Raw genomic sequence first — 24719 nt, forward strand, 5'->3', positions numbered from 1 at the left:
TAATGGGCAATGAGATCGATCGCAGCAGGGTGGACTGGGTCGATGGCGCGAAGGGTATTGCAATTTTGCTCGTTGCCCTGGCGCACGCGGTGCAGTGGACGGTTCTTTCAGGCCTGGCCCCCGAACTGTGGAACAAGATCAATCTCGTCTTCATCGTGTTTCGCATGCCGCTGTTCTTTCTCGCCTCCGGACTGTTCGCCGCGTCGATCATCACACGCACCTGGCCCACTCTTTGGCGTACCCGGCTGAGCCTGCTGGTCTGGGCTCTGCTGCTGTGGACAGTCATCCGCTTTGGGTATTTCTCCCTGCTGCCAAACCCCGCGGGCTTCGACGAGACCAACCCGCTCGATCTGCTGCTCGCCCCGTTGCGGCCCAGCAACGGCCTCTGGTTTCTTTACGCCCTCACCCTGTTCTTCATTGCTTCAAAGCTCATGCGAAATCGCGTCGACTGGCGGGTGCAGATCGCTGTTGCCGCCGCGCTGTCGGTGTTGTTCTTCGCGCGCGCCGACACCGGCAACATCGCCTGGAACGGCATCGGCCGCTACTTCGTGTTCTTTTTGCTCGGCTGCTACCTGCGCGGGTGGATCCTGGCTTTCGTCAACCGGCCCAGCCGGTTCGGCGCCCTCTGGCTCGGCTTCGGTTTCGGAGCGGGGTTCCTGGGGCTGGCCGGCGTGATTCTCACCGTCGACGCTCGGGTGCCGTTCATCACGGGTACTCTCGTCGTGGTGAGCCTGCTGGCCCTCGGCGCCGGCCTCCTCGTAGCCCGGTTTTTGGTGGGCTTTCGGGCGTTCACCTGGCTGATCTATGTGGGCCGTAACACCCTGCCAATCTACGTCGTGCACGTTTTGTTCGTCTCCGCCCTAACCAGCCTGCTGCTGCTCGCCCGCGGCCAGACCTGGCTCGACCGCCTCGGCCCGGTGCTCCCCCTGATCGTCGCGGGTGGTGCGGTCGCCGCCTCCCTGCTGTTGTGGCGCCTCGTGCGCGACCTTCCGGTGCTCCGCTATGGTTTCGTTGTGCCGGCCTGGTTCTCCGGTCGCGCTTCTGCCGGAAACGTAACGGCGCAAGCGGCAGCATCCGTTTCGGCTGAGTCGGCAGAATCCCCAGAGCGGATGCTGCCACGCAGCGATTAAGACGAGCTCGCCGGCGACAGCGCGCGCTGGTCATGCTCACCGGCCTGGTGCTGCTGATCATGGGACTTGCAGCCGTCACCACTCTTACCGTCATGTTTCCCCGCGAGGACCCAGCAAGCCCGGCCGACGCCATCGTTGTTCTCGGAGGACTCGGCAGCGCTGCCGTGGTTGCGAAGGCCGTGGACCTCGCCGAAACCGGGTACAGCGAGAGGATTTTCATTTCAGACGCGTTCGGCGGCGACACTCGCCCGGCAAATTTGTGTGCGCGCGCCGTTCCAGTACCTGGCACGACGATCCAGGTGCAGTGCTTCGACGCGCACCCAACGACGACCCGCGGTGAAGCCGAAGCGATCGCCGCGTTCGCGACTGCCCAAGGGTGGAATCGGGTGATCGTGGTCACCTCGAGCTACCATGTGAGCCGAGCCCGAGTGCAGATCAGCCGGTGCTACGCCGGTTCCCTCGCTGTGGTCGGTGCCCGGCAGCCGATGGATCCGCTGAAATGGGCTTACCAGCTCGTCTACCAGACCGCCGGTTTCGTCAAGGCGTGGATTACGCCGGCTTGTTGACCTGGAACCCCTCAGCGATCGAGTCGACCCGCTGGCGGTACGTCTGGCCGACCATGTCAGCCTCGGCCGGCCATGCGGCAAGCCCCGCGTGGAACTCGGGCCAGTCCTTGATCGGCCGGGCCGGAACGCCGGCCACGATGGTGCCGTCCGGCACCGATGCGGTGACCACCGACCCGGCTCCGACCACGCACCGGTCGCCGATTCGAACGCCCGGCAGCACGGTGACGCCAGCGCCGATGAAGACGTCGGAGCCTACCTGAATCGGTGCAAACCGGTAACGGCGGCCGCGCTCATCCCGGTAGAGCCAGCCGGATCCGTCATGGGTGACGAACGTCACGCCGGAGCTGATGGTCACGCGGTCACCGACCGAGATGAGCCACGGTTCCGTCGTGATGATGTCGGAGAGGATGCGGCATCCGGCACCGATCTGCACGCCCAGGGCACGCATGGCGTAAACCCGGCCTCGGGTGCTTCGTTGAAATCTGTAGGTCAGGCGGGAAAATTTCACCGGAAACTCCACTTCCTTGGTGGTTCAGGCGTTCAGCGACCCGCTCAAAGTATCGGTTTTCGAGCGATCCTGCTGGCGCTGAGGAAAATTCACGTGTTATCGTTGCGCCTGATCACAAATCAGGGCTACAGCCAGATCTCGTTTACCCACTGCGCGACCACTATTGACTGCACGACCTCCCCCGAAGGCGGCCGATGTTCGATTCCACCATGCTGCGCCTGCGCCGCACGCCGATCATTCTCGTCGCGCTTGCTGCGCTGTTCGTGGTCGTGGCCAGCCTGGTGCTGCCACGCTTCGTCACCGAGCTTGGCATCATTGTGCTTCCGCTAGCCCTGCTGGCTTTCGTCGCCGTCGTGACGCTGTTCCTGCTGCCGGCGCACATCCTTCCCGCTGTGGCATTGGCCACCTTCGCACTGGTTCCGGCCCGCATCCTGCCGCAGGACGGCCCGATCGGCGCCCTGCCGCTGACCACCATGATCATCGTCATCTGGGCCGTGCGTCGACTGCTCACCGGCTCCGCCGACCGGCAGCCCGACGCTGTGCCAGCCCCCTTCCGGTCAGCCACCCGCTACTTCGCCCTGCTGTTTTTGGCCTGGTCGCTGTTCGCGCTCGTGCGCAGCACCGACCTGCAGGCAAGCCTTGGCTGGATCATCAGCTTCAGCGCTGGGGTGTTGCTCCCGCTCGCCATCCAAACCGCCAGTCGGGAGGCGTACTGGATTCGACGGGTCTGGCTCGTGCTCGGAGCCACCCTCGGCGCATACGCGCTGATCGAGGGCGCGCTGCGCGCCAATCCGGTCTGGGGCACCCTGTTCAGTGTGCTCGGCCTCAGTGACAGCCAGCACTGGTCGGTGTATCGCGCGACCGCGTCGTTCGGGCATCCGCTCTTCGCTGGCTTGTTCTTTGCCGTGGCCTGCGCCCTCGCCATCGGCGTGTGGCTGCGGGAAAGTTCGAAACCTGCCCTCGCCGCCGCCGTGCTCAGCGGTCTCGGGCTCGTCGCCACCGTTTCGCGCGGCGCCATCCTCTCTGCGGCCATCGCCATCGCCTTCGCTTACGCGGTGTCGCTCGTACTTCGCGGCGACAAACGGTGGGGCAAGTTCGCGTTGCTCGCGGTGCTGATGGTCGTCGCTGTGGTCGGGCTGTTCCAGTTCGACGCTTTCACCGCCCGCAACAACTCGATCGAAGCCGAACTGTCTTCGCAGGCGCGTGACCTCGGTGTCTGGGTATCGATACAGGCCGCAAACTTCACCGGTTGGATCGGGTCGGGCCCGGGCACCTCGGGCATCACCGGGCGCCTGTTCGACGACGTGACCATCGAGAACTCGCTGCTGCAACTGCTCATCAGCATCGGTCTGCCCGGGGTGGCGTTGTTCCTGCTCATGGTCGGTTCGGCCGTCGCTCATGCGCTCTCCCGCCGGGCGGTCGGAGCGGCAACCGCCCTGGTGGCGTACACGGTATGCATCGCCGGCTTCAACGCGATCGACGCCCTGCGCCCGATGCACCTGCTGCTCGGATGCCTGCTTCTTCTCGCCTTGCATCCGACGCGAGCGGATGCCGCTGCCCCGCTCGAGCTCCGCAAAGGGCGGGAGACTCTTCGCCCCAAACGGGGGTATGCGCGGCTCTAACGCGTTCGCAGCGCGCGCGCTACGCTAAACCGAAAGATTCTCAGTTTCGCCGGTCGTTTTCACCGGCCCGTGACAGATATGGGCGTGATGAATACAGGCACGACACACATCACCGTGTTGCAATCCTTGAGCCCGCCCGACGGCACCACCCGGTACGTCAACCAAGTGGTCGAGGGGGCGCCCGATGCGGTGACCATGCGCTTCTTCACCTGGCGCACCGCGCTGCTCGGCCGCTACGACGTTCTTCACGTGCACTGGCCGGAGTTACTCATTCGCGCGCCGCGCCCTGTGAAGGCACGGCTGCGACGCGGGGCGCTGTACGCGCTGCTGCTGCGGGCCCGGCTGCAGCACATTCCTATTGTGCGAACCATGCATAACCTGGCCCCGCACGAAGCCGGCGCGGGTGCCGAGACCCGCGCTCTCGACGCGCTCGACGCACGCACGGCGCTGGTCATCCGCCTGAACCCAACCACGCCTGTGGAGCCCGAATCCCGGGCGGTCACCATTCTGCACGGCCACTACCGTGACCGCTTCAGCGACATGCCGCGGCCCGATTCGATCAGTGGGCGCATCCTCTATTTTGGGCTCATTCGCCCGTATAAGGGCGTCGAGACCCTTCTGCAGGTGTTTCGGGCGCTGCCGGGACCGGACCTGACGCTCCGCGTTGTGGGGCGGCCATCGAGCGGTCTCGGCGAGATCATCACGGCCGAAACCGCACAGGATGCACGCATTAGCTCGGTGCTGCGCTTCGTCTCCGACGAAGAATTGGTGGTCGAAGTCGGCGGGTGCGAGCTGGTCGTGCTGCCTTACCGCGAAATGCATAATTCCGGGGTATTGCTCGTGACGCTGTCGCTCGATCGCCCGGTGCTCGTGCCGTCGACGCCCTCGAACCGGGCCCTAGCCGACGAGGTCGGGCCCGATTGGATCTACCTCTACGACGGCGAGCTCACGCCGGAGATTTTACGCGGCACCCTCGAGCGGATGCGCGCCGCCGGCTCCCCCCCGCGCCCGCGGCTCGACGATCGGGACTGGAATACCCTCGGCCTGCAGAGTTATCGAACCTACCTGCGGGCGCTGGAACTGGCCGGGCGGAGCATCCGTTGACCGCGACGCTTCCGCCCGATGCGCCCGAAACACCTGAGCGGCCCGAGAAGCCACGGTCCACCGCCGGCCTGGGCCGCACCGCCGGACGCGGCGCGTCGACGACACTGGTCGGCCAGCTCATCCGCATCGGCGTGCAGCTCGGCGGCATCGTCGTGCTTGGCCGACTGCTCGACCCGAGCGACTATGGTCTGGTCGCATCGGTCGCCGCGATCATCGGCGTCGGCGAAGTGCTGCGTAACTTTGGGCTGTCGTCGGCCGCCATTCAGGTGCGCGACCTGAGTCGGCACCAAAAAAACAACCTGTTTTGGATCAACAGCCTGATCGGGCTTGCGCTCATGCTGCTGGCGGTGCTCTGCAGCCCGCTCATCGCTACCCTGTACGGCGACGACCGGCTCGTGCTCCTCACCCAGGTGCTCGCGGCCACCTTTCTGCTTAACGGCCTTGCCACCCAGTTTCGTGCAGACCTAAACCGCAATTTTCATTTCAAGGCCCTCGCCGGGTCGGAGATCGGAGCCCAGGTCGGTGGCCTCGCCATCGGCATCGCGATGGCGCTGAACGGTTTCGGCTACTGGGCCCTCGCCGGGCAGCAGATCAGCCAGGGCATTCTGACCATCCTCATTCTCATCCCAGTCACCCACTGGTTTCCCGGCTGGTATCACCGCACCGCGCCGATGCGTCACCTGATCATGTTCGGGTCGAACCTGGCTGGCACCCAACTGCTCGGCTACGCCAGCCGCAACACGGACTCGATCGTGATCGGCGCGACCCTCGGTGCCGGGCCGCTCGGGCTGTACAACCGCGCGTTCCAGCTGCTGCTGCTGCCGCTCAACCAGATAAACGGACCATCCACCCGGGTGGCCCTGCCCGTGCTGGCTCGATTGCAGGACGACCCGCCCAAATACGACCGGTTCATTCTGCTCGGGCAGACCATCATGCTGCACGCGGTCACCATCGTGCTCGCTTTCTCCTGTGCCCAGGCCCTGCCGATCATCAGCATCGCCCTCGGCAGCAACTGGCTCGGCTCCGCCCCGATTTTTCAGATCCTCGCCATTGCCGGGTTCTTCGAGGCCGCCGCCTACGCGACCTACTGGGTATTCCTGTCGAAGGGCGTTACCAAGCAAAACCTGTATTTCGCCCTCGCCACCCGGCCGCTGCTCGTCGTGTTCGTGCTGGTCGGCTCACTCTGGGGCGTTTACGGCGTGGCTGCCGGGTATTCGATCGGCGTTGCGCTGATCTGGCCGATCGGTCTGTTGTGGATCAGCCGGGTCACAACGGCGCCAGCGCGCGCCATGTTCCTGGCCGGCGTACGCGCCATTCTCGGCTATGGCTTCGCGACCGGTATCAGCTGGTCCGCCGTGCAGTGGATTCCGGTCGACCTGCCGTTCGCGCGCGTCGCGCTCGGCGGTGTCGCCCTGCTCGCGGCGATCGGCCTGGTCATGCTGGTCTGGCCGACCTTTCGCCGGGATGTGCGCTCGATCGCCCAGGCCCGAAGCTTTCTGCGCTCAGCGAAGTCGTCGAAAGACGGCAACGTCGACGCGACCGTCGACACCGACCAGCTAACGCCCACCCACCCCCCCACCCGTGCCCGAAAAGTGGGGCGCACACGCTTGCGCATAATCCGCCGGCTGGACCGGGTGGTGCACGGCTTGGCCGCAGCATCCACTGTGCCCTTCCTGCGCGATCGTGCCGCTCTGAAACGCGCGACCAACCGACTGCGCCCGTTCGACGCGGGCACAGAGCGCGCTCACGTGCTCGTCGCCCCGCCCGGCGAGGGCAATATCGGTGATCAGGCCATGGTCGAAGCCTTTCTCGAAAATGTGACGGGACCAGTACAGGTACTCGTGCGGCGGCCGACCGACGTGCAAATTCCGTCGCAGCACGCCTGGCGGGCGCAACTCGTTCCGATTCCACACCTCATCTACGGAAAGGGGCCGGCGCACCGGCAGGCCATGGCAATGCTGGCTCCCGTACTGGGCGGCGCCCGGTCACTGAGCGTGATCGGCGCCGACATTATGGACGGCGCGTACAGCGTGCGTGCCTCCGCCCGCCGAGCGGATGTTGCGAGTCTGGCGCGCAGCGTCGGCGTCGAAGCGCGCATCCTCGGCTTCAGCTGGAACGGCCACGCCAACGTGGGAGTGCGGCGGTCGCTCGCGCGGGCCGGCCGTATGGGAACGCGGTTACAACTGCGTGACCCCGTCTCCAGCGCGCGCGCCCGCGCCGATCGATTCGACACCGTGGTCGACGTCGCCGATGCCGTGTTCGCGGCCCGGACCAACTCCGCCCTCGCCGTAACGGAATATCTCGGAGCCACGCCGGCCCGCTATGCCGTCGTAAATGCCAGCGCTCTGGTCGGCCGCAGTTTCGACCAGACCACAGAGTACGCCCGGATCGTGACGGCGCTGCTGGAGGCGGGGCTTCAGGTGGTACTGCTGCCGCACGTCGTGCGCACCAGCGGTGACGACGCTGCCGCCTGCCGGGCCGTGTTCGATCGGTTGACGCAGACTGATCGTCTGGCCCCGACAGACCGAGTGACCGATTCCCGCGTTGTTTTGGTGAATCGCTTGCTCACCCCGGCCGAAGTGCGCGGGTTGTGTGCCGGCGCCGAAATCGTACTGACCGGCCGCATGCACCTCGCCGTGCAGGCCATGTTCCACGGGGTGCCTGCCGTCGCGCTGTCCACCCAGGGCAAGGTCGCGGGCATGATGCGGCTTTTTGACACGCAGGAACTGTGCGTCGAGCCGGGCGTCGGCCTGGCCGGACGCATGATTCCGGTGGCGTTATCGGTGCTGGCCGATCGGGAGAGGTATCGCGACCGGTTGGCTGCGCGGCTGCCCGAGGTTCAGCGCCTGGCCGCCCTGAACTTCTCGGGCTTGCCGAGTGCTACGCATACCCATCCTTTTACCCTCACGGCCCCGAGCCCGACTTCCCACAGACAAGGCCCCGCATGACACTCTCCGTGCAGACCCCGCCCGATTACGCGCGCGAGCATCCCTCGCTCCACCGCATCCTCTTCGTTATTCCGTCATTGCATGGTGGGGGGGCAGAATTCGTGGCCCGCACCTGGATGGGCTGGCTCGCCGACCAGGGCTACGAGGTGGCTGTCGTGCTCACCTCCGCTGAGGTGAAGCCGGAGTACCTGCCCGATGGTGTCGCGTCTTTCTCTCTATCCGGGCAACGCGGGCACCTGCAGAAGGCCACCGCACTGCGGCGCCGCCTGCTCGACTGGCAGCCCGACGTGGCGATATCGCTGCAGGCCCACCCGAACCTGGTGCTGCTGACGGCTGCTCACCTGATGCCAGCACGCCTGCGCCCCCGCGTGCTCGTGAGTGAACGCAACCTGGTGTCGCTCGGGCTGCCCGGATCGAATCTTGCCCACCGGGTGAAAATCTGGTTTGCCAAGCGCCTGTATCCGTGGGCCGACCACGTGATCGCCATTTCGCATCCGGTCGCCGCTGAGATGATCGCGGCTTTCGGAGTGCACGGTGACCGCATCACCGTCGTCGCCAACCCCGCAACGGCGAAACTACGCGGCACCCGGCGCGGGCAGGGCACGACGGGAGCGCACGTCCAAGTCGGGGGCGACGACGGCACGGAACTCGTCGAGCCGGGGGGAACGACGATCGTGGCGCGATCCGAACGCCGTCCAGGATCAGCCAATGGCATTCAGATCGTGCTGGCCTGCCGGCTCGTGGCGCAAAAGCGGCCGCTGCTCGCCATCGCGGCCGCCGCCGAGCTCGCCCGTCGCGGCATCGTCGTCGAGGTCGTCTCGTTCGGCGGCGGTCCGCTGCTCGACGACGTACAGGCCGCAGCCCGGCAGGAAAACGTGACCTTTCACCATCGCGGCTGGGTCGAAAATTGGTTCGACCACTTCGGCGATAACTCGGTGGCACTGCTTACCTCAAGCCGGGAGGGTTTCGGCAACGTGCTCGTTGAAGCGGCCGCAGCCGGCTACCCCTCGGTTGCCGTTTCGGGGGCCCTCGGGGTAGCGGATGCGATTGTGCCCGGCATCACGGGCGAACTCGCGCTGTCCGCGCATCCAGCGGACCTTGCCGACGCCATTCTGCGGGCGGTGGATCTCCCCCTCGAGCACATCGAGCCCTGGCTGGCTCGTTTTTCGGAGGAAGCGAGCGGCAGCGACCTGGAACGGGTCTTGCTTCGGGTCGTGGAACGCGCATGAGAATCTTCGCTTCGGCTATGGGCCAGATCGATAACGTCGGCGATACCGTGCTGCGACGGGCCTTTCTCGATGCACTTCGAGGCGCCGGCGAACTGCAGGTCTTCGTCGGGGCCCGATCGGACTTTTACCTGAGCGGGCTCGGCCTGCACGACGAAGACCGGGTGTACCGCACCAACGCAGAATGGCGGCGCGAGATTTCGCGATCGACTCTGCGGGAGGCATCCGTTTACGCCTTCAACGCCGGCGAAATGGAATTGCAGCGCGCCTATGCTCTGCGCTATCTGCGCCTCGCGCCCCACCTCGCGCTCAACCGGCTGCGCGGCGGGCATGCCGTACACGCCGGGTTCGGCGTGCGGCAGAAGACGGGCTGGCGCATTCCGGTGGCGGCGACACTGCGCCTGTGCGACCTCGTGGCCTGGCGTGACGCCTACAGCCGCGGCACAATGGGCCTGGGCCGCATCGCTCCCGACTGGGCCTTCGCTACGGGGGCAGAAGATGCCGATCTGCTCGCGTCAACCGCTTCTCGCCCGCTGCTGGCCGTGTCGGTGCGCTACAACGGGCGGCGCCCCGACGACACGTGGCTGGCGGCACTGCGCGGCCTGGCCGATACCCTCGAACTCGAGATCGTGACGGTGTCACAGATCGAACGAGACGGGCCCCTCGCCGAGGAACTGGCCGTCAAGCTCGGCGGCACGGCGCTGGTCTGGGACGGTCCTGACCATCTCGCTCAGGAGCAGAAACTACGGGCGGTCTACCAGCGGTCACTGCTCGTGGTGAGCGACCGGCTGCACGCTGTCGTGATCGGCCTGAGCGAGGGCGCGCTGCCGCTCGTGATCGCCGATGCTGCCCAGTCGAAGGCGGCTCGCACCCTCGACGCGGTCGGCATCAAGGGCGCCACGATCGGCTGGACTCTGCCCGACCCCGCGGCACTCGACCGCCGGGCGCGCGACGTGATCAGCCGCCGGGAGCCGATTCTGCGCCACGTCGTCGAGGCGCGCGCTTCCCTACGGGAGCTGACCCGTTCTATTGAAAAGCTCACCGCATGACCGGGGCACACGTGGCGGGTTCGCCGGTTGTCAGCGTCATCCTACCGGCCTACAACGCCGCCGAGTTTCTGGAAAGCGCCATCGAACGACTCCTGGCCCAAACCATCGACAATTTCGAGATCATTGTGGTCGACGACGGCTCAACGGATACGACGGCTTCGATCGGCCTGCGAGCGGCTGCAGCGCACGCCGCCGTTCATTACTTTCGCCAGGAGCAGAACGGCGGCGTCGCGCGGGCGAGGGCGCGGGCGGTGGCCGAGAGTCGGGGCGAGTTTGTGTGGTTCGTCGATTGTGACGACGAATGGGCGGACTCTGCGCTGGAGAAGCTCGTAGCGGCGGCCAGGTCTACGGGCGCCGACGTGATCGTCTGCGGTGCGATGTATGTCTACTCCGGCCAACAGCGCCCGTTGGTTGCGCCACTTGTAAACGATCCGATCACCGGCGCAGAGGCTTTTGTGCTGCTGCTCGACGGCAAGCTGACCGGGCATCTCTGGAATAAGTTGTTCCGCCGTTCTCTCACGAAGGAGATCGAGTTCACCCCGACCCGGGTGCATTCCGACTTGGCCATGGTGGCCCAACTGCTCGCCGCCGCCGATCGCGTGGCGTTCATCAGCGACTCTCTCTATTCCTATGTTGTGCGTGGTGGGTCGATCATCCGCTCGGGGTTGCGCCGAGCCGAGTCGCTTCTGCTGGTGGAGCAGGCCATCACGAACGCGGCGATCACCCTGGATACCCGCATCATCGGTTCTAACTCGTACGGCTACTTTCGGCTGCGCTACGTGCTGCTCTCCGGGCTGAAGGACGCGCTGACCGGGCCGTACGATGCTGAAGAGCGGGACGAGATCGTCTCCGAATTGCGTTCCCGCCTGACCTGGCGCCTCATACTGTTAGCCGCGCGCCGGCGCGATTGGAAACGACTAGCGCTGGCGGGCACGGCAAAGCTGAGCATTCCGCTGCATCATCAGTTGCTGCGCCTGGCCGCCAAGCAGGGTGCCGCCTGAGCGGTGTCGTGAGTTTTGGCACGCATTCGCCAAGCCGTCAGCGGCGGCATTCGCTTCGTCGAGCGGTGACTTTCCGCCGCCGAACCGCGAGAGCTTAACGCTTTCAATCGATTTTTCCAGGAGCAACTCACGGCTCGGCGACGGTGGGTTCCAAAAACTCACGGTTCGGCGTTGATCGCGCCCGTGATCGTGCGCAGGAAGGCCACGTGGCCTCGAAAAGCCCCGCGGCCGGATTCGGTGAGCTGCACCCGGGTGCGCGGGCGACTGTCGACGATTCCCTTGATGATGTCGACGTAACCGGCGGCCTCGAGGATGCGCAGGTGTTTGCTGAGCGTGGGGTCGCTCACCTCAGTCGCCTTTCTGGGTGTTTTCACAGGAAAGTGAAACGGATTCGACTTTGGGCCTCGATAAGCTCGGAGCCACAGCTTAATCCGAATAGTCCCTACGATCTCGGTCCTCGAACGCTGAAGACGCATCGCATCACGCAACGGCCGGGCAGTAACGGGCACAGACGAATCTTCACCCGGCTATATGCGACACGGCACCGCCAGCATCCGCGCAGAATCGCGCCCCAGCTGTTCGTTCGCGACCCCGACTCTCCGGAGGACCCCACCGTGCCCCTTCTTCGTAACCGTCACCCCCGCAAAGCCCTTTCCCGCACACCCGCCCGCCGCGCCATGCTCGCCGTTGCCGCCTTTACTGCCGTCACCGTCGCGGTTCTCGCGTCGCTGACCATCCCGAGCCCGGGCGGCGAAGCCACCGCCGCACCCACACCCACAGTTATCGACAGCTCCTCGGCAAAGATCAGCTACACCGGCTCTTGGCGCAGTACGCGTAACGCCGCCGACCGCGGCGGATCCGTAAAATTTCAGTCCAGTGCGGGCAGCGCGTCGATGACGTTTAAGGGAACCAGCGTCGCCTTCATCACACGCACCACGAAAAGCTCGGGAAGGAGCACCGTCGCAATCGACGGCAAGGTTGTCGCCACTGTGGACGGCTACTCCTTGAAAACCAAGCACAGGCAGACAGTTTTCAGCACGACGAGCCTGTCGGGCGGCACCCACACCATCAAGATCAGCCGCACCGGCAAGAGAGACGCTCGCGCGAGCGGCACGAACAGCATCGTCGACGCGTTCGTCGTAAACGCCACGTCCAGGCCAGCACCAGCACCAGCACCAGCACCAGCACCAGCACCAGTCCTTGCACCCGCGCCGTCGCCGACCGTGCACCGCTACGCCGACTGCCCCGCTGCCACGACGACCGTGCACACCGTCGACGAGCTGAGGGAGGCCATCAACCGCGCCCGCCCCGGCACCGTCATCAGAATGGCCCCCGGAACCTATCGCGGTCAGATTGACATGCACGCCAACGGAACGGCGGCTGACCCGATCTGGGTCTGCGGCCAGCGCGACGCCGTGATCAACGTTGGGAGTATCCAGAAGAACCACGGCATCCAAATCAAGAATTCTTCTAATCTGGTGATCGCCGGCATGACCGTCACCAACAGCCTCAAGGGCATCAGCGTGATCGGCGGCACGAACGTGACGATCGCCGACACCCGCGTCGACAACATCGGCTACGAGGGCATTCACCTGCGCGCCTTCACAACCGACAGCACCGTGGTCGGAAATGTCATCTCGAACACCGGAATGCGCAGCGCGCCCTTTGGCGAGGGGATCTACATCGGTACGTCCGAAAACAATTGGTGCGACCAGACCGATTGCCAGCCCGACCGAACCGACGGCACGCTCGTTCTGGGCAATCACATCAGCCTCACCGGGGCCCAGCCGATCGAAGTCAAGGAGGGCACTTCGGACGGCGTCGTTCGCGACAACGTGATCGACGGAGCCAACGGCATGAGCGCCGCCCAGGAGTGGGTCAAGGTCAAGGGCAACAACTGGATGATCGATGGCAACGCGGGCTCCAACAGCCCCCTGCACGGCTTCGCGGTCAACGGAAGCGTCGCTGGCTGGGGTCTTCACAACACCTTCACCGACAACTTGGGGGCGGTGAACGCCGGTGGTTACGCCTTCTTCATCCACGAGAAGGGCCGCAAGGGTTCCAGCGACACGGACGTGTCGTGCTCAAACTCGGTCACCCGCGCCGGAAAAGGGTTGACCAACATCGCCTGCACTCCGTAGCCGACCACGAACGACCCCCGCATGCCCGCTGGCGCTGGGGGGCCGTTTTTTCATGCGATGGCAGACGCAAAAACTTTGCAGAATGACAAACCTCAATGGTTTTGATTTGACTCTCGGCACTTTCTCAGGAACGACGGATGCCCGCCCACGGTAACCCCGTAAAACCGCTAGAAAGCCCGACCCCCTTTCGCGGGCACCGCCCACAATGGGCAATAGTACTGATGAGAGCCATATCCTTGAGACCATCTCAGTTTTTCGCTCACGGTAGCTCGACTCGACGCTCACCCTGTCGCGCGCGCACACGCGAGGTAGGGCCGCAGCATGCGTGTGTTTTGTGCCCACAAACCCATTTACACACGGGTAACTCGCAGCAGCTCAGACGCTAATTGACGAAGTGATCACGGCAGCACGACCGCCGGACATGACGAAGATCATCTGCGTCGGGACCATTCGGGTTCACGGACGTAACCATCCTGTCCATGAACATCCGGAAGGTCCCATATGTTGTTCCCCCGCATTTCACGACGTGCCACCATCGCGGCCGTCGCTATCGCCGCGCTGGTTCCGCTCACCGCCGTCATCCCCGGAGGCGTCGCTTCAGCCTCTGCTGCCACGGCTCCCGCCGGGACCACGGTCGTCGACAGCAACTCCCCTCAGGTGAAATATTCCGGTACCTGGCTCACGACGAGCTCGCCGTCGGACAACGGTGGATCCATCAAGTACGCCTCGACCACGTCGAGCGCTTCGCTCACCTTCACCGGTTCAACGGTGGCCTACGTCACGCGCATGACCAGCAGCTCCGGCACGAGCGATATCGCCATCGACGGCAAGGTTGTCGCCACGGTCAACGGCTACTCGGCCACCGCAAAGTACCAGCAGAGCCTGTTCAGCACCTCGAGCCTTTCCAGCGGAACACACACCATCAAGGTCACCCGCACCGGCCAGAAGGATGCGCGCTCCACCGGCACCAGCAGCATCGTCGACGCCTTCGTCACCCTGGCACCTGCCGGGACCACGGCACCCGCACCAGCACCAGCCGCCACCTCTCCCATGCAAGCTCCGGCTGGTTCGACCACCTTCGAAGGTGACTCCGCGTCAGTCAAGTACAACGGCACTTGGCGCACGTCCGGCTCGGCCAGCGACTCGGGCGGCGGAGTTCAGTTCACCACTACGGCGGGCAGCGCCTCGTTCACCTTCCAGGGATCGAGCGTCGCCTTCATCACCCGCCTCACCAGCAGCGCGGGCACAAGCACCGTCGCGATCGACGGCACGAACGTCGCCACGGTCAACGGTTACTCTCCAACCACCGCCTACAAGCAGAACGCGTTCAGCACCACCAGCCTCTCGGCGGGTACACACACCATTACCGTGACCCGCACCGGGCAGAAAGATGCCCGGTCCACCGGTACCAGCAGTATCGTCGACGCCTTCATCGTGTCGGCCGTGCCGAGCACAGCACCGACCCCGGTTCCGATCAGTACCCACCGCTACGCTGACTGCCCCGCTGCCACCGTCAACGTGACGACGGCCAGGGAGCTCATGACGGCCGTCTCCCAGGCCCAGCCCGGAACCGTCATCAAGATGGCCCCCGGCACCTACAACGAGCAGATCAATATGACCGCGAACGGAACGGCCTCCAACCCGATCTGGGTCTGCGGACCGCGCAGCGCCGTGGTCAACGTCGGCAGCATCCAGAACAACCACGGCATCCAGGTCTCCAATTCCTCCAACCTCGTGATCGCCGGAATGACCGTCACGAACAGCCTCAAAGGCATCAGCGTCATCCGCAGCAGCAACGTCACCGTCGCGGACACGCTCGTCGACAACATCGGCTACGAAGGAATTCATTTGCGTGCCTTCACCACCGACAGCAAGGTCGTCGGCAACACGATCAAGAACACCGGCAAGCGCGACCCGTTCTACGGTGAGGGCATCTACATCGGAACCTCAGACGCCAACTGGTGCGCCCAGACCAACTGCCAGCCCGACAAGACCGATCGCACGCTGCTCATGGCCAACAACATCAGCCTCACCGGCGCCCAGCCGATCGAGGTCAAGGAAGGTACCTCCAGCGGCATCATCCGCGACAACATCATCGACGGCGCCAGCGCCATGCCGCGCGCTGAGGAATGGGTCAAAGTCAAGGGTAACGACTGGAGCACCTACAACAACACGGGCAAAAACAGCACCATGCACGGCTTCGCGGTCAACGGAAGTGTCGCCGGCTGGGGCCTCCGCAACATCTTCTACGGCAACACCGCCCCGGTCGGCGCCGCCGGCTACGGCTTCTTCATTCACGAGCAGGGAACCAAGGGCACCAGCGGCACCAAGGTCTACTGCTCGAACACCGTCACGGCTGCCGGGTCCGGTTTTGCTAGCCAGGCCTGTATCTCCTAGCAACACGGTCTGATCGTCGGTCGAGCGCAGCCTTCCAGCTGCGCTCGACCAACGGAAAGACAGCGGCAGCCGAATAGGCAGCCTCGAAGGCGGATCTGGCCAGATCCGCCTTCTTTGCGCGCCAGGCGGCATCCGTCATCGCGTGCCGCAGCGCTTCTTCGAGCGAGTCGACGTCGCCGGGTTCCACGATCACCCCCACACCGTTGGCGAGCACGGCCGGCACGCCACCGACCCGCGTCGCCACGACACAGTTCCTGCGAGCCATGGCCTCGAGAATGAACATCGGCATGGCCTCGTCGCGAGAGGGCAACACGGCGATCGCCGAACGCTCGAGCAACTTCATCAGTGCCTCATGGCTGAGCGCCCCCACGAATTCGCCGCGCACCAGCGGTACGGCAGCCTGGTCACCGATGGGGCCGGCGATCACCAGTTTCCAGAGCGGAAGCTCCGCCGCGAGCCGCTGCCACGCCGCCACGAGCACGTCGACGCCCTTGCGGGTGCTGACCGCACCACCGAACACCACGAGCGGTTCGATGCCGCGGCGCACGCCGTCGGCGACGGCATTAGGCACGAGCACGACCCGCTCCCCCGGCACGAACTCGGCGGCCGCGTCGCGCGACTCGGCCGACAGTGTCAGCACCACGTCGGCCGCGCGTAGGACGCCCCCAACCAAACCGGGCCGTTTCTCGGCGAAGTCGGTAAAAGAACTTCCGTGCAGTTGAGCTACCGTGCTAAACCCGCGAGCGTGAGCGAGGGCGAGCAGCGCTCCTTCACGCGCGAAGGAACCCCCCTGCGAGAGGTGCGCAATCACGACGGTTCGCTCGGGCCGAGCCAGACGCAACACCTTCCAGAAAGCGGATACCGCAAGCACGGCCGCCCGAGCCCCACCACTGCCATCGCGCGAGGAAACCATGCGCAGGTCGAAATCGGCGAAGGAATGTGCCAGATAGCCGTTGACGACCTGACTCATGCCGCCGGCGACCTCGCCGCTGCGCCCAATATGCACCGCTGTCAGCCGTTCGGCCGGTGACGCCGCGACAAACGGGATAATCGGAACGAGGGCTGGCCCTGGCGTGGAGGCGGCGCGGGAGGCAGCAACCGCTGCGGCTGATGGCGACACGATGGTGATCGGTTCCGTCTCGATCGGGTCGGTATCGCCCGCTTCTGCGAGGCTCACCGCGCGGTCTCGCTGGTCAGCACCTGGTCGAGCAGGCGACGCACGGTGTGTAATTCGTCCTGCGCCTCGGCCAGGCCGGCCAGGATGGCCACGCGGCGGCCGAGCAGGTTCTGCAGTCGTGCAGCGATCTGCGCAGCAGTCAAGCCCGCGCTGACAATGCTCACATCGTGCAGTCCGGCGGCCGCGAAGTGCCGGGCAATCTTGTCTGACTTTGCGTTGACGAGGAGCGCGGCCGGGACCGCTCCCTCGGTGAGGGCGCCAACGAGCACGTGTAGGCGGTCACTGACGGCGAGCGCCGCCCTCCGATACAAGTCACGCAATCGCTGCTCCTGCTCGTCGTGGCCGGTGCCGTTCCAGCGCAGCGCCTGGCCACCGAGGTCGGCGGCCAGCTGGCCACACTTGGTGTCATCGCGCAGAACCTGGGTGACACACCAGATTTGCAAGCCATTGTCGGCCGCGACGGCGCGCACCCCGGCGAGCCAGGCGGCGCTCGGGTACTCGAGGTCGGAGCGCATCGACACCACGAGCACGTCGCGGCGCGCCGTGCCGCTTGAATCGGCACCGCTGCTGGCACCTGCGAAGGCCAGGTCGGGCATGATGCTGCCCCGGCCGAGATACCCGGCCGTGGCTGCATCCCGCCACAACGACACGTTCGACAGCGCGATCGAGGGTCCCATCAGCGCACGCGGCAGCGGCGCGAAGTTGCGGCTGCCCACGCCGACCCGGGCGACTCGGCCGTGCCGGGCGCGCACGAGTGCGAGCACCGGCAGCATGGCGAGGTGCTCTTTCATGCCGACCACGGTCAGTTGAATCTCGCCGGGTTTGAAGACGTACGAGGCCTGGCCGCGGGCCGCGCTGCGAAGCGCCGCCGCGTACCAGCGCCGAAACGAACGATATTGCACGTCGCCCGAGGTGAGGCCGAGCCCCTCGGCATACCCGTCGGGTGCCTCGCCGACATAGACGTGCAGCGGGCCGCTCCCCCGTAGCCAGTCGAGCAATTGGCGACGCAGCAAAATGTCGCCGATGTTGTCATATTGGCCGCGAGCGGGGACAAATATTTCGCGCACCATCCGCTCGGCAGGTGCCCTCTGACTCATCGGTCGCTGGGCAGCGGAATGCGCACACCGGTGTCGATGGCACGGCCGGCGGCGAAGCGGATGACGTCAGCCGTCAGGTCGGGCGAGTCAACGGCCTTGGCAATACCGAGGTATTCGGCGAGCTCCGCGATCTGCATCTGGTGGTCATCAACGTGTTCGCCGCGGTGCTTGCGTCGGGTCACGATTACCGGGAAAATGCCCAGCTCGAGCAGCCCCATAAAGGTACCGACACCGGCGTGGGTGATCACGACGTCGGAGTTCAGGGCGACGGCCACGAACTGCGCGGTCGGCATCATCTGGTGTACCTGGCCGGGGAGATCGATGCGGTCGGTGGTGAAACCGAGTTGCCAGACGGTGCGCTCGTCGGCTAAACCACTCGCCAGCACGGAATCGACGAGGGAATCGAAACGGTACCCCTCGATGGTACCGAGTGTCACGAACAGACTGGGGCGTTCCGGTGCGGGCCGAATCAACGAATGGTACGTGGACAGCACGCTGGGGTGCGTTCGCCATCGGTTGGTCGCCCAGGCCGGATGCTGGGTGCGCACGCTGACCAGACGGCTGGCGGCGAGCATCCGCCCGCTGAGTGACGGCCCCTCGACACGGGAGACGCTCTCGATATACAGGCTCGGCACGCCGCTGATGGCGGCCTGCGGGAGCGCCGCAACGGCGAGACCGGCACCGGTACTCACTGCCCCCTCAAAAGTTTCGTGCTTGAGCACTTGGCGAACTATGCCGGCCGCGCGCATCATGCCGAGGTAATCGCGCGGACGCACGTACGGCACATGGATGCGCCGCTGGCCGGCCAACAGCGACCGGCTCTGCACGGAATCAAAGGTGACCCAGAGAGAACTGGGCGAGGCCCCGAGCCCCGGCGCGAGCCGCACCAGCTGGGCCAGGTGCCCTCCGGTGGAAGCGACGAGCAGAAGCTTTCGTTGCGGGGAGGGCGACGAATCGATCGGGTTGAACGAGTGCACGGACACTGAGGCTCCCTTCGGGTAAAGCCCTTGCAGAACTGCTTCGAACATGCCTAAACGCAATTGATGCTGGGCCTACCAGGTGACGCGGGTGGCGGTGACTGATGGGGCAGACTCACTATCAGGCGGGGTCGAACGACTCGAGTCGTTCTTGGCCGCGTCGATCGCTGGGGTGGCATGAGGCGCCGGGCGGGAAGAGGCTGCGAAGCCGCCGTCACGCACGAGGGCATCGGGACCGCGGGTGGGAACCATAGCCAGCACTACGCCGAGGGGCGTCGTGCCGACAGCTTTCAGGGCGTCGAAGGCGGCCAGCAGTTCGGGCTCGCGCACCCGGTTAGCGCCGACGACGAGAATGGTGCCGCCGGTCCAGCGACTCAGCACGGCTGCGTCCGTCACCGCGAGCACCGACGGGGCGTCGAGGAGCACATAGTCGTAACTGCTGCTCAGCACATCGAGCACCGTGCCCATGGCTGTCGATCCGAGCAGTTCGCTCGGGTTAGTGGGGATCTTGCCCGACGACAGCACGGTGAGCGGATGCGCCGCGCCCCACGATTGCAGGGATTCCTTGAGCTGCACGTCGCCGCGGAGCACGTCGGTCAGTCCATGATCGGCGTCGAGTCCGAGGTAGTCGGCCAGCCGGGGCGTGCGCAGGTCGGCGTCGATGACGGCAACCGTCGCGCCACTCTCGGCCAGCACGATCGCGAGATTGACGAGCGTGGTTGTCTTCCCCTCGCCCGAAACGGAAGAGGTTACAACGAGGCTGCGGCGGCCGGTGTCGGCGTCGGCGAAATCAAGGTTGGTGCGCAGCACCCGGAAGGCCTCGGCGCGAGCAGTGGACGCACCGTCGGGCGAGATGATCGCATTGGCGCGGGCTTCCAGCGGGATACCACCGAGCACGGGAACGACAGTCAGCCGCTCGATGTCGTCGCGGTTGTAGATGCGACGGTCAAGCAGCCCGAGGATCAGTGCGGTGAGCAGTCCGCCCAGAAGACCGATAAACAACCCGACGGCGAGGTTGAGGTAGAGCTGAGGCAGCGCGGGGTCGTTGGGGGCGACCGCGGGGTCGAGCACGCCTACTGTCACCGGGCTAGCACCGCCATCGGCGGGCTTTTCCAGCTGGTTGATGACAACGTCGGTGAAACTCTCCGACACGGCCTGCGCGAGCTGCTGGGCGGCATCCGCTGTGGAGGCGAGAGCGCTGAGTTCGATAACGGCCGAGCCGGGCTGGGTCGTGGCCGTGATCCGCTCGGCCAGGTCAACCGCACTCTCATTGAGTCCGAGTCTCGCGATCACCGGGTCGAGCACGCGGGGGCTCGTGGCGACGTCGAGGTAGTACGGCAGCTTCTGCACTACGAAGTTATTGCCCTGTACCAGGTCGCCGGGAGTTGACCCGTTTTGAATCTGCGCGGCGACGAATACGCGGGTGGAAGCCTGGTACTGCACGGGAGTTAGCAGCGCGGCGGCTGCTCCACCGACCACGCCGAGCAGGGTGAAAGCAACGATGAGAATCCATCGCTTTCGGAGTATTCGAACCAGCCGTTTCAGTTCCATGAGCACTTCTCCCCGCATAATCGACGCGTCGTGCTTCGGGTGCACGACGACAGGACCCTATGTTGGCATAAAAATCCTCACTTATGGACTGTCAGTCTCGAGGATTTAATCAGTCCGTCTTGTGGAGTCAACTAAATTTTCGATCAGGAACTGACGAATACTCATTCTTGTGGCCTCGTCGAGGAGTTCCAATGCGTGTCTTTTACCGGATTTCACGTCTAAAGCGACGGGCACACCGACCCTTTTAAGCGCTAACGCCATGGCTTTGCCCTGTTCCACGGGAACCAGCTCTTTTTCTGAAATGGCGATGTAAAACGCCGGGTCGGTCTTGTCCACGGCGTACAACGGCGACGCCTCGCGGGAATTTGAACAGTCGGTGAAGTCGGAGCAGCCGAGGTATTGCAGAATGGAGTCAATCGCCATTTTTGACGGGTCGCCAAGCAGGAGGCCGTTTTCGGTGAGGTCGACCGCCGGAGACATCGCCACGACCGCCGCGACCCGATCCCCGCCAGTGAGGCTGCCCGTGCCCTTGGTGCCGATCGAGGAGGCGATGATCGCGCCCGCGGAGCTTCCAAACAGTCCGATACGTTCGGGGTCGATGCCGAATTCCGCGACCTGAGCGCTCTCCCGAAGCCAGGCGAGCGCGTCGGTGACATCGTTCACCTGTGCCGGGTAGGCAAATTCGGGCGCCAGGCGGTAATCCACCGAAAAGGCGGCTATACCCCCGTCGGCCAGCTCCGAGCAGAGCGCGTTCATACCGCCGAAGTCTTTGGTACCGCTGTCGAAGCCGCCGCCGTGAATGAGGATCATGGCGGCTGTGGGAGCTTGGGAACTCTTGGGCAGGCAGGCGTTCAGCAGCAGCTTCTGACCGCTTACCGTGCCGTACTGCAGGTCGTTCTGCAGCACGACCGAGTCGCTGTGCGTACGCGCGACGGGCGGGGTGGCGGCGCATCCGCTCAGCACAAGACCTACAGCGAGCAAACCAACGCATGCCTCGAGCGCACGACATTTTTTCACAGCGGGTCGCCGTTGGAATGAGCCCGACGAGAGACCGACTTGGCCTGGCGTTTACGGAACGGACTGACCCAGAGGAACGAGAACCGACGCAGAAGCTTGGCCAGGTAGAGCGAGGCGACGAGCACAATGGCGGCGAGCAGGAACGGCAGGGCATTCCCGGCACGTTCGAGCCAGGGGGACTCTGCGAATGGTGCCAGAAGCGCAAGGGCGCTGGCCACGAGAAACAGGTGCAGTAGATAGATTTGAAAGCTGTATTGGCCGAGCGTGCTCATAAAGTTCAACCATCTCACTCGAACCAGCAGGGTGGCCAGGGTGACGCCCATCGCGACGGCAACCACGCTTTCGAGCAGGATCAACCCCGGAACGCGGGAAAGATGAAGCGGTACGAGCAGCACGGCGAGGCCGACGTAGGCAGCGACGAGCACAGTCGCGTGCCAGACGCGCACGCGGGCGGCCAGGCGATAAATGGCGTGGGGAAAGTAGACGGCGGTGATGAAGAAGATGAAGTTGGCGGCGACGCGGTCCCATCCGACGTTGTCGAGGTCGAGCACTCCCGGCGTTGTCGACAGCATCGCGACGACGCCGGCGAGAAGGAGTTGCAAACTGATCGGCAGCTTACGAAGAAGCCATGCAAGCAGGGTGAAGATGGCCAGAGCCCAGATGAACCAGTAGCTGCTGGTGGGCCAAACCGGCAGCAGGACAAGATTGAGCAGGTCGGTCGGGGACCGCTCGGTGCCGCGCAGGTGCGGCACCACGAGGTAGAACACGACCCGGATGACAGACCAGAGCAGGTATAAGTACACGAGCACGAGCAAGCGCCGACGCCAGAGGTCCTTCAGATTCCACGTGAGCATACGCCGCGCGGTGAGTCCGGCGACGAAGAAGAAAACCGGCATGGGAAAGTAGCTCAGCAGGAGGCGCAATCGTGGGGTGCTGCCGGCCAGGCCGAGGTCGTTCAGGAATAACGACGAGTGGTAGAGCACGACGAGAATAATCGCCGCACCCTTGGCGAAGTTGATCCACTCGCGGTTCTCGGTCTGTATCTCTTTCACAAGCGAAATGTACACGAGAAAAACTCAGGATGGTATCGCAGCCGGTATTTTTAGGGTCGATAGTCTGCGAGCGTGTCGGTCTGGAAAGCCTGCTGCAGGCGTGCCAGCGCGCCTCTATCGACATGGACGAAGGACTGCCCATCGTCGGATATTCCAGTGCCGCTGGTGGGCAGAGTGAAAAATGTGAGGTCACTGCCCTGCAGGTCCCGAAGTTGCAGTTCGATGCCGGCCAGGAAGGCGAAGTCGAGGCCGTCGTCCACTGCAATCCACGGGGTGACCGCGGCGATCAGGTCAACCACGGTAGCGGGGTTGGTCACGGTGCGGGAGCTCATGACGGTGCTCAGCATGGCCTTGAAGAAACGCTGCTGGTTGCGCACCCGGGTAAAGTCACCGTCGGCGAAGGCGTAGCGTTCGCGCGAGTAGGCCAGCGCCTCGGTACCGGTCACGACCTGCTTGCCGACGGCGAAGGTGTGTCCCTTGATCTTGGAAGACTCAAACTCGACCGGGTTGTCTATTTCGATGCCGCCGAGGGCATCCGTTATGGACTGGAAGCCCTCAAAATCAATTACGGCGACATGGTCGATGCGGGTCTTGATCAAGCTTTCCACGGTCTGGACAGCGAGCGGCACCCCGCCCCAGGAGAGCGCGGCGTTGATTTTGGCCTGGCCGCGGCCGGAAATCTCCACCCAGCTGTCACGCATGATCGACATGACCCAGACCCCTTCATGATCGGCCGGAATATGTACGACCATGATCACGTCGGAGCGCTGGCCGGTGAGGTCGCTAATCGAGGCATTGTGCACGCCGCGGCTGTCAGAGCCGAGCACGAGAATGTTCCGGGCCTCGGCGGCTACCCCGGTGCTTGGAGCCGGACGCAGGCTGGCTGGCGGAAATACCTGGTCGATGGTCGCGACCTGGTCGTCGAAGGATCGGCTGAGTTTGTAGGCACCGACCCCGCCCGCTCCGACACCGATAAGCACGAGGGAGAGCAGGCTGACGAGCGCGAGATGCCAGGCCTTTTTGCGTCGCGACTTTTTCTGGTGCCGGAGTGCGCTCTGCACGGTACAGCCTCCTGATGCCGCTTTCGGGAGCGGTGAGCACACCGTAGGCCGGTCACCCATTCAGCGGAATAGGGGACCTACCAGTCAGCCTCGAACTGGGGGTAAAAGCACTGCGGCTACACCACCGCCCACACCCGCTGACGCCACCGCGCATAACTCCTGCAATTTCACAGCGGCCACGAGAACCACCCCGGAATTATGCGGATGCAACTGCTCCCGTCGCGAAATTGCTTGAGTTATGCGCAGGAAGAGGGGCTGGGGCTCTGCGGTCAGACGGTGACGTAGCGCGGAACCAGGTCTTCAAGCAGGGCGGCAGTGTCGCGCCAGCCTTCGACGGCGATGCATTCGACGCCGAGAACCTTGACCGGGTAGTCGTTGCCGTTCTCATCGAGGCGGTCACCGACAAACAGCATGTCGTCCAGATCGACACCGGTCAGGGTGGCCAGGCGCTTCATTCCGTAGGCCTTGTCGATGCCCTGCCGGGTGATGTCAACGGAGGTCGACCCGCCGGAGCGCACCTCAAGGTCGGGCAACAGCGCCTGCACGGCGCTCCGAAGGGCATTCTTCTTCTCGCCGGTCGGGTCCCAGGCGATTTTGGAGGCGATCGGAGCCGCCTGGCCGAGCGCGGAGAAAGTGATCTGCGAGCCGCGATCTTCGAGGATCGGTCCCCAGGGGTCGCTTTCCCAGAAGCCGAGGTCGCGAGCGGTCTGCTCAACGGCTTCGAGTGCGCGAGTTTTCTGGCCCGCACTGAGGTTCTCGGCGTAGACCTGGTTCCAGCCCTGCGAGTCGCTGCGGTAGTACTGGGTGCCGCAGGTCGGCATGAGGTGCAGGCGGGCGAGTTTCTCCGGGCTGATCTCGGGCAGATTGTCAATGATCTGCGCCTGGAATTGCCCAAACTGGCCGCCGGAGATGACGCAGACCTCGGTGACGCCCAGCAGCTTGACCAGCAGGTCAATCATGATCGGGTCGAGCGCGGACTTGGACGGCGCGAGCGTATCGTCGAGGTCGAAGGCCACCAGGCGGGGAAGAATAGGCATCAGCCCACTCTATCGGCGCGGGCAGCCGGGAGCTGCTGCCGGGCGGGTGGACGGCCCA

The 24719-nt window shown here is 64.8% G+C and carries 20 protein-coding genes; 10 read left to right on the top strand and 10 right to left on the bottom strand.

The window, feature by feature from the left end; all coding sequences use genetic code 11:
- Positions 1-2: 2 nt before the first annotated feature.
- Both CXY70_RS15605 and CXY70_RS15610 read left to right on the top strand, forming a co-directional pair.
- The gene (locus CXY70_RS15605) at positions 3-1130 is read left to right on the top strand and encodes an acyltransferase family protein (RefSeq protein WP_104193267.1); all 1128 of its coding nucleotides are present in this window, start codon (positions 3-5) and stop codon (positions 1128-1130) included.
- 32 nt (positions 1131-1162) lie between these two features.
- On the top strand, positions 1163-1696 hold the full coding sequence (locus tag CXY70_RS15610) for a YdcF family protein (RefSeq protein ID WP_104193268.1): 534 nt from the start codon (positions 1163-1165) through the stop codon (positions 1694-1696).
- Here CXY70_RS15610 and CXY70_RS18555 read toward each other — a convergent pair.
- Entirely contained in the window at positions 1680-2204 is a 525-nt protein-coding gene (locus tag CXY70_RS18555; protein WP_146066158.1) for a DapH/DapD/GlmU-related protein, read from the bottom strand. The two genes, CXY70_RS15610 and CXY70_RS18555, sit on opposite strands and share 17 nt — an antisense overlap.
- 194 nt (positions 2205-2398) lie before the next feature.
- Here CXY70_RS18555 and CXY70_RS15620 point away from each other — a divergent pair, with 194 nt between their 5' ends.
- The 6 genes from CXY70_RS15620 (at position 2399) to CXY70_RS15645 (ending at position 11154) form a co-directional block, all read left to right on the top strand.
- The gene (locus CXY70_RS15620; RefSeq protein ID WP_104193270.1) at positions 2399-3826 is read left to right on the top strand and encodes a hypothetical protein; all 1428 of its coding nucleotides are present in this window, start codon (positions 2399-2401) and stop codon (positions 3824-3826) included.
- An 84-nt stretch (positions 3827-3910) separates the two neighbouring features.
- The gene (locus CXY70_RS15625) at positions 3911-4930 is read left to right on the top strand and encodes a glycosyl transferase (protein ID WP_199183462.1); all 1020 of its coding nucleotides are present in this window, start codon (positions 3911-3913) and stop codon (positions 4928-4930) included.
- Positions 4927-7878 carry an oligosaccharide flippase family protein gene (locus CXY70_RS17875; RefSeq protein WP_158251001.1) on the top strand — a complete coding sequence of 984 codons (2952 nt, stop codon included), beginning with the start codon at positions 4927-4929 and terminating at the stop codon, positions 7876-7878. The genes CXY70_RS15625 and CXY70_RS17875 overlap by 4 nt, the downstream gene beginning before the upstream one ends.
- Positions 7875-9107 (top strand): glycosyltransferase, encoded by a 1233-nt coding sequence (locus CXY70_RS15635; RefSeq protein ID WP_104193272.1) that lies wholly within the window; start codon positions 7875-7877, stop codon positions 9105-9107. The genes CXY70_RS17875 and CXY70_RS15635 overlap by 4 nt, the downstream gene beginning before the upstream one ends.
- Positions 9104-10153: a polysaccharide pyruvyl transferase family protein gene (locus CXY70_RS15640; protein ID WP_146066159.1), complete on the top strand. Its 1050-nt coding sequence runs from the start codon at positions 9104-9106 to the stop codon at positions 10151-10153. Before CXY70_RS15635 ends, CXY70_RS15640 begins: the two co-directional genes overlap by 4 nt.
- On the top strand, positions 10150-11154 hold the full coding sequence (locus CXY70_RS15645) for a glycosyltransferase family 2 protein (protein ID WP_104193274.1): 1005 nt from the start codon (positions 10150-10152) through the stop codon (positions 11152-11154). The genes CXY70_RS15640 and CXY70_RS15645 overlap by 4 nt, the downstream gene beginning before the upstream one ends.
- Positions 11155-11312: 158 nt before the next feature.
- On the opposite strand, the gene CXY70_RS18525 is transcribed toward CXY70_RS15645, so the two are convergent.
- Positions 11313-11630 carry a transcriptional regulator gene (locus CXY70_RS18525; RefSeq protein ID WP_146066160.1) on the bottom strand — a complete coding sequence of 106 codons (318 nt, stop codon included), beginning with the start codon at positions 11628-11630 and terminating at the stop codon, positions 11313-11315.
- A 138-nt stretch (positions 11631-11768) separates the two neighbouring features.
- Here CXY70_RS18525 and CXY70_RS15655 point away from each other — a divergent pair, with 138 nt between their 5' ends.
- Positions 11769-13295: a right-handed parallel beta-helix repeat-containing protein gene (locus CXY70_RS15655; protein ID WP_146066161.1), complete on the top strand. Its 1527-nt coding sequence runs from the start codon at positions 11769-11771 to the stop codon at positions 13293-13295.
- Between the two features lie 501 nt (positions 13296-13796).
- The gene (locus tag CXY70_RS15660; RefSeq protein ID WP_104193277.1) at positions 13797-15692 is read left to right on the top strand and encodes a right-handed parallel beta-helix repeat-containing protein; all 1896 of its coding nucleotides are present in this window, start codon (positions 13797-13799) and stop codon (positions 15690-15692) included.
- Here CXY70_RS15660 and CXY70_RS15665 read toward each other — a convergent pair.
- From CXY70_RS15665 to CXY70_RS15700, 8 genes are all read right to left on the bottom strand, one after another.
- Entirely contained in the window at positions 15670-16869 is a 1200-nt protein-coding gene (locus tag CXY70_RS15665) for a glycosyltransferase family 4 protein (protein ID WP_104193278.1), read from the bottom strand. The genes CXY70_RS15660 and CXY70_RS15665 overlap by 23 nt on opposite strands.
- Positions 16866-17966: a polysaccharide pyruvyl transferase family protein gene (locus tag CXY70_RS15670; protein ID WP_146066162.1), complete on the bottom strand. Its 1101-nt coding sequence runs from the start codon at positions 17964-17966 to the stop codon at positions 16866-16868. The genes CXY70_RS15665 and CXY70_RS15670 overlap by 4 nt, the downstream gene beginning before the upstream one ends.
- Positions 17963-18994: a glycosyltransferase gene (locus tag CXY70_RS15675; protein WP_104193280.1), complete on the bottom strand. Its 1032-nt coding sequence runs from the start codon at positions 18992-18994 to the stop codon at positions 17963-17965. Before CXY70_RS15675 ends, CXY70_RS15670 begins: the two co-directional genes overlap by 4 nt.
- Before the next feature lie 24 nt (positions 18995-19018).
- Positions 19019-20539, bottom strand: coding sequence for a polysaccharide biosynthesis tyrosine autokinase (locus CXY70_RS15680; RefSeq protein WP_104193281.1), 1521 nt, complete (start codon positions 20537-20539; stop codon positions 19019-19021).
- A 60-nt stretch (positions 20540-20599) separates the two neighbouring features.
- The gene (locus CXY70_RS15685) at positions 20600-21511 is read right to left on the bottom strand and encodes an alpha/beta hydrolase (protein WP_104193282.1); all 912 of its coding nucleotides are present in this window, start codon (positions 21509-21511) and stop codon (positions 20600-20602) included.
- Positions 21508-22563, bottom strand: a complete 1056-nt coding sequence (locus tag CXY70_RS15690) for an acyltransferase family protein (RefSeq protein ID WP_158251003.1) — start codon at positions 22561-22563, stop codon at positions 21508-21510. Before CXY70_RS15690 ends, CXY70_RS15685 begins: the two co-directional genes overlap by 4 nt.
- A gap of 50 nt (positions 22564-22613) precedes the next feature.
- The gene (locus CXY70_RS15695) at positions 22614-23624 is read right to left on the bottom strand and encodes an LCP family protein (RefSeq protein WP_158251004.1); all 1011 of its coding nucleotides are present in this window, start codon (positions 23622-23624) and stop codon (positions 22614-22616) included.
- Between the two features lie 269 nt (positions 23625-23893).
- Complete coding sequence (locus CXY70_RS15700; protein ID WP_104193285.1) at positions 23894-24661, bottom strand: HAD-IIB family hydrolase; 768 nt, start codon at positions 24659-24661, stop codon at positions 23894-23896.
- Between the last annotated feature and the right edge of the window lie 58 nt (positions 24662-24719).

The sequence above is a fragment of the Cryobacterium sp. Y82 genome (assembly GCF_002929495.1).
Taxonomy (GTDB): Bacteria; Actinomycetota; Actinomycetes; order Actinomycetales; family Microbacteriaceae; genus Cryobacterium; species Cryobacterium serini.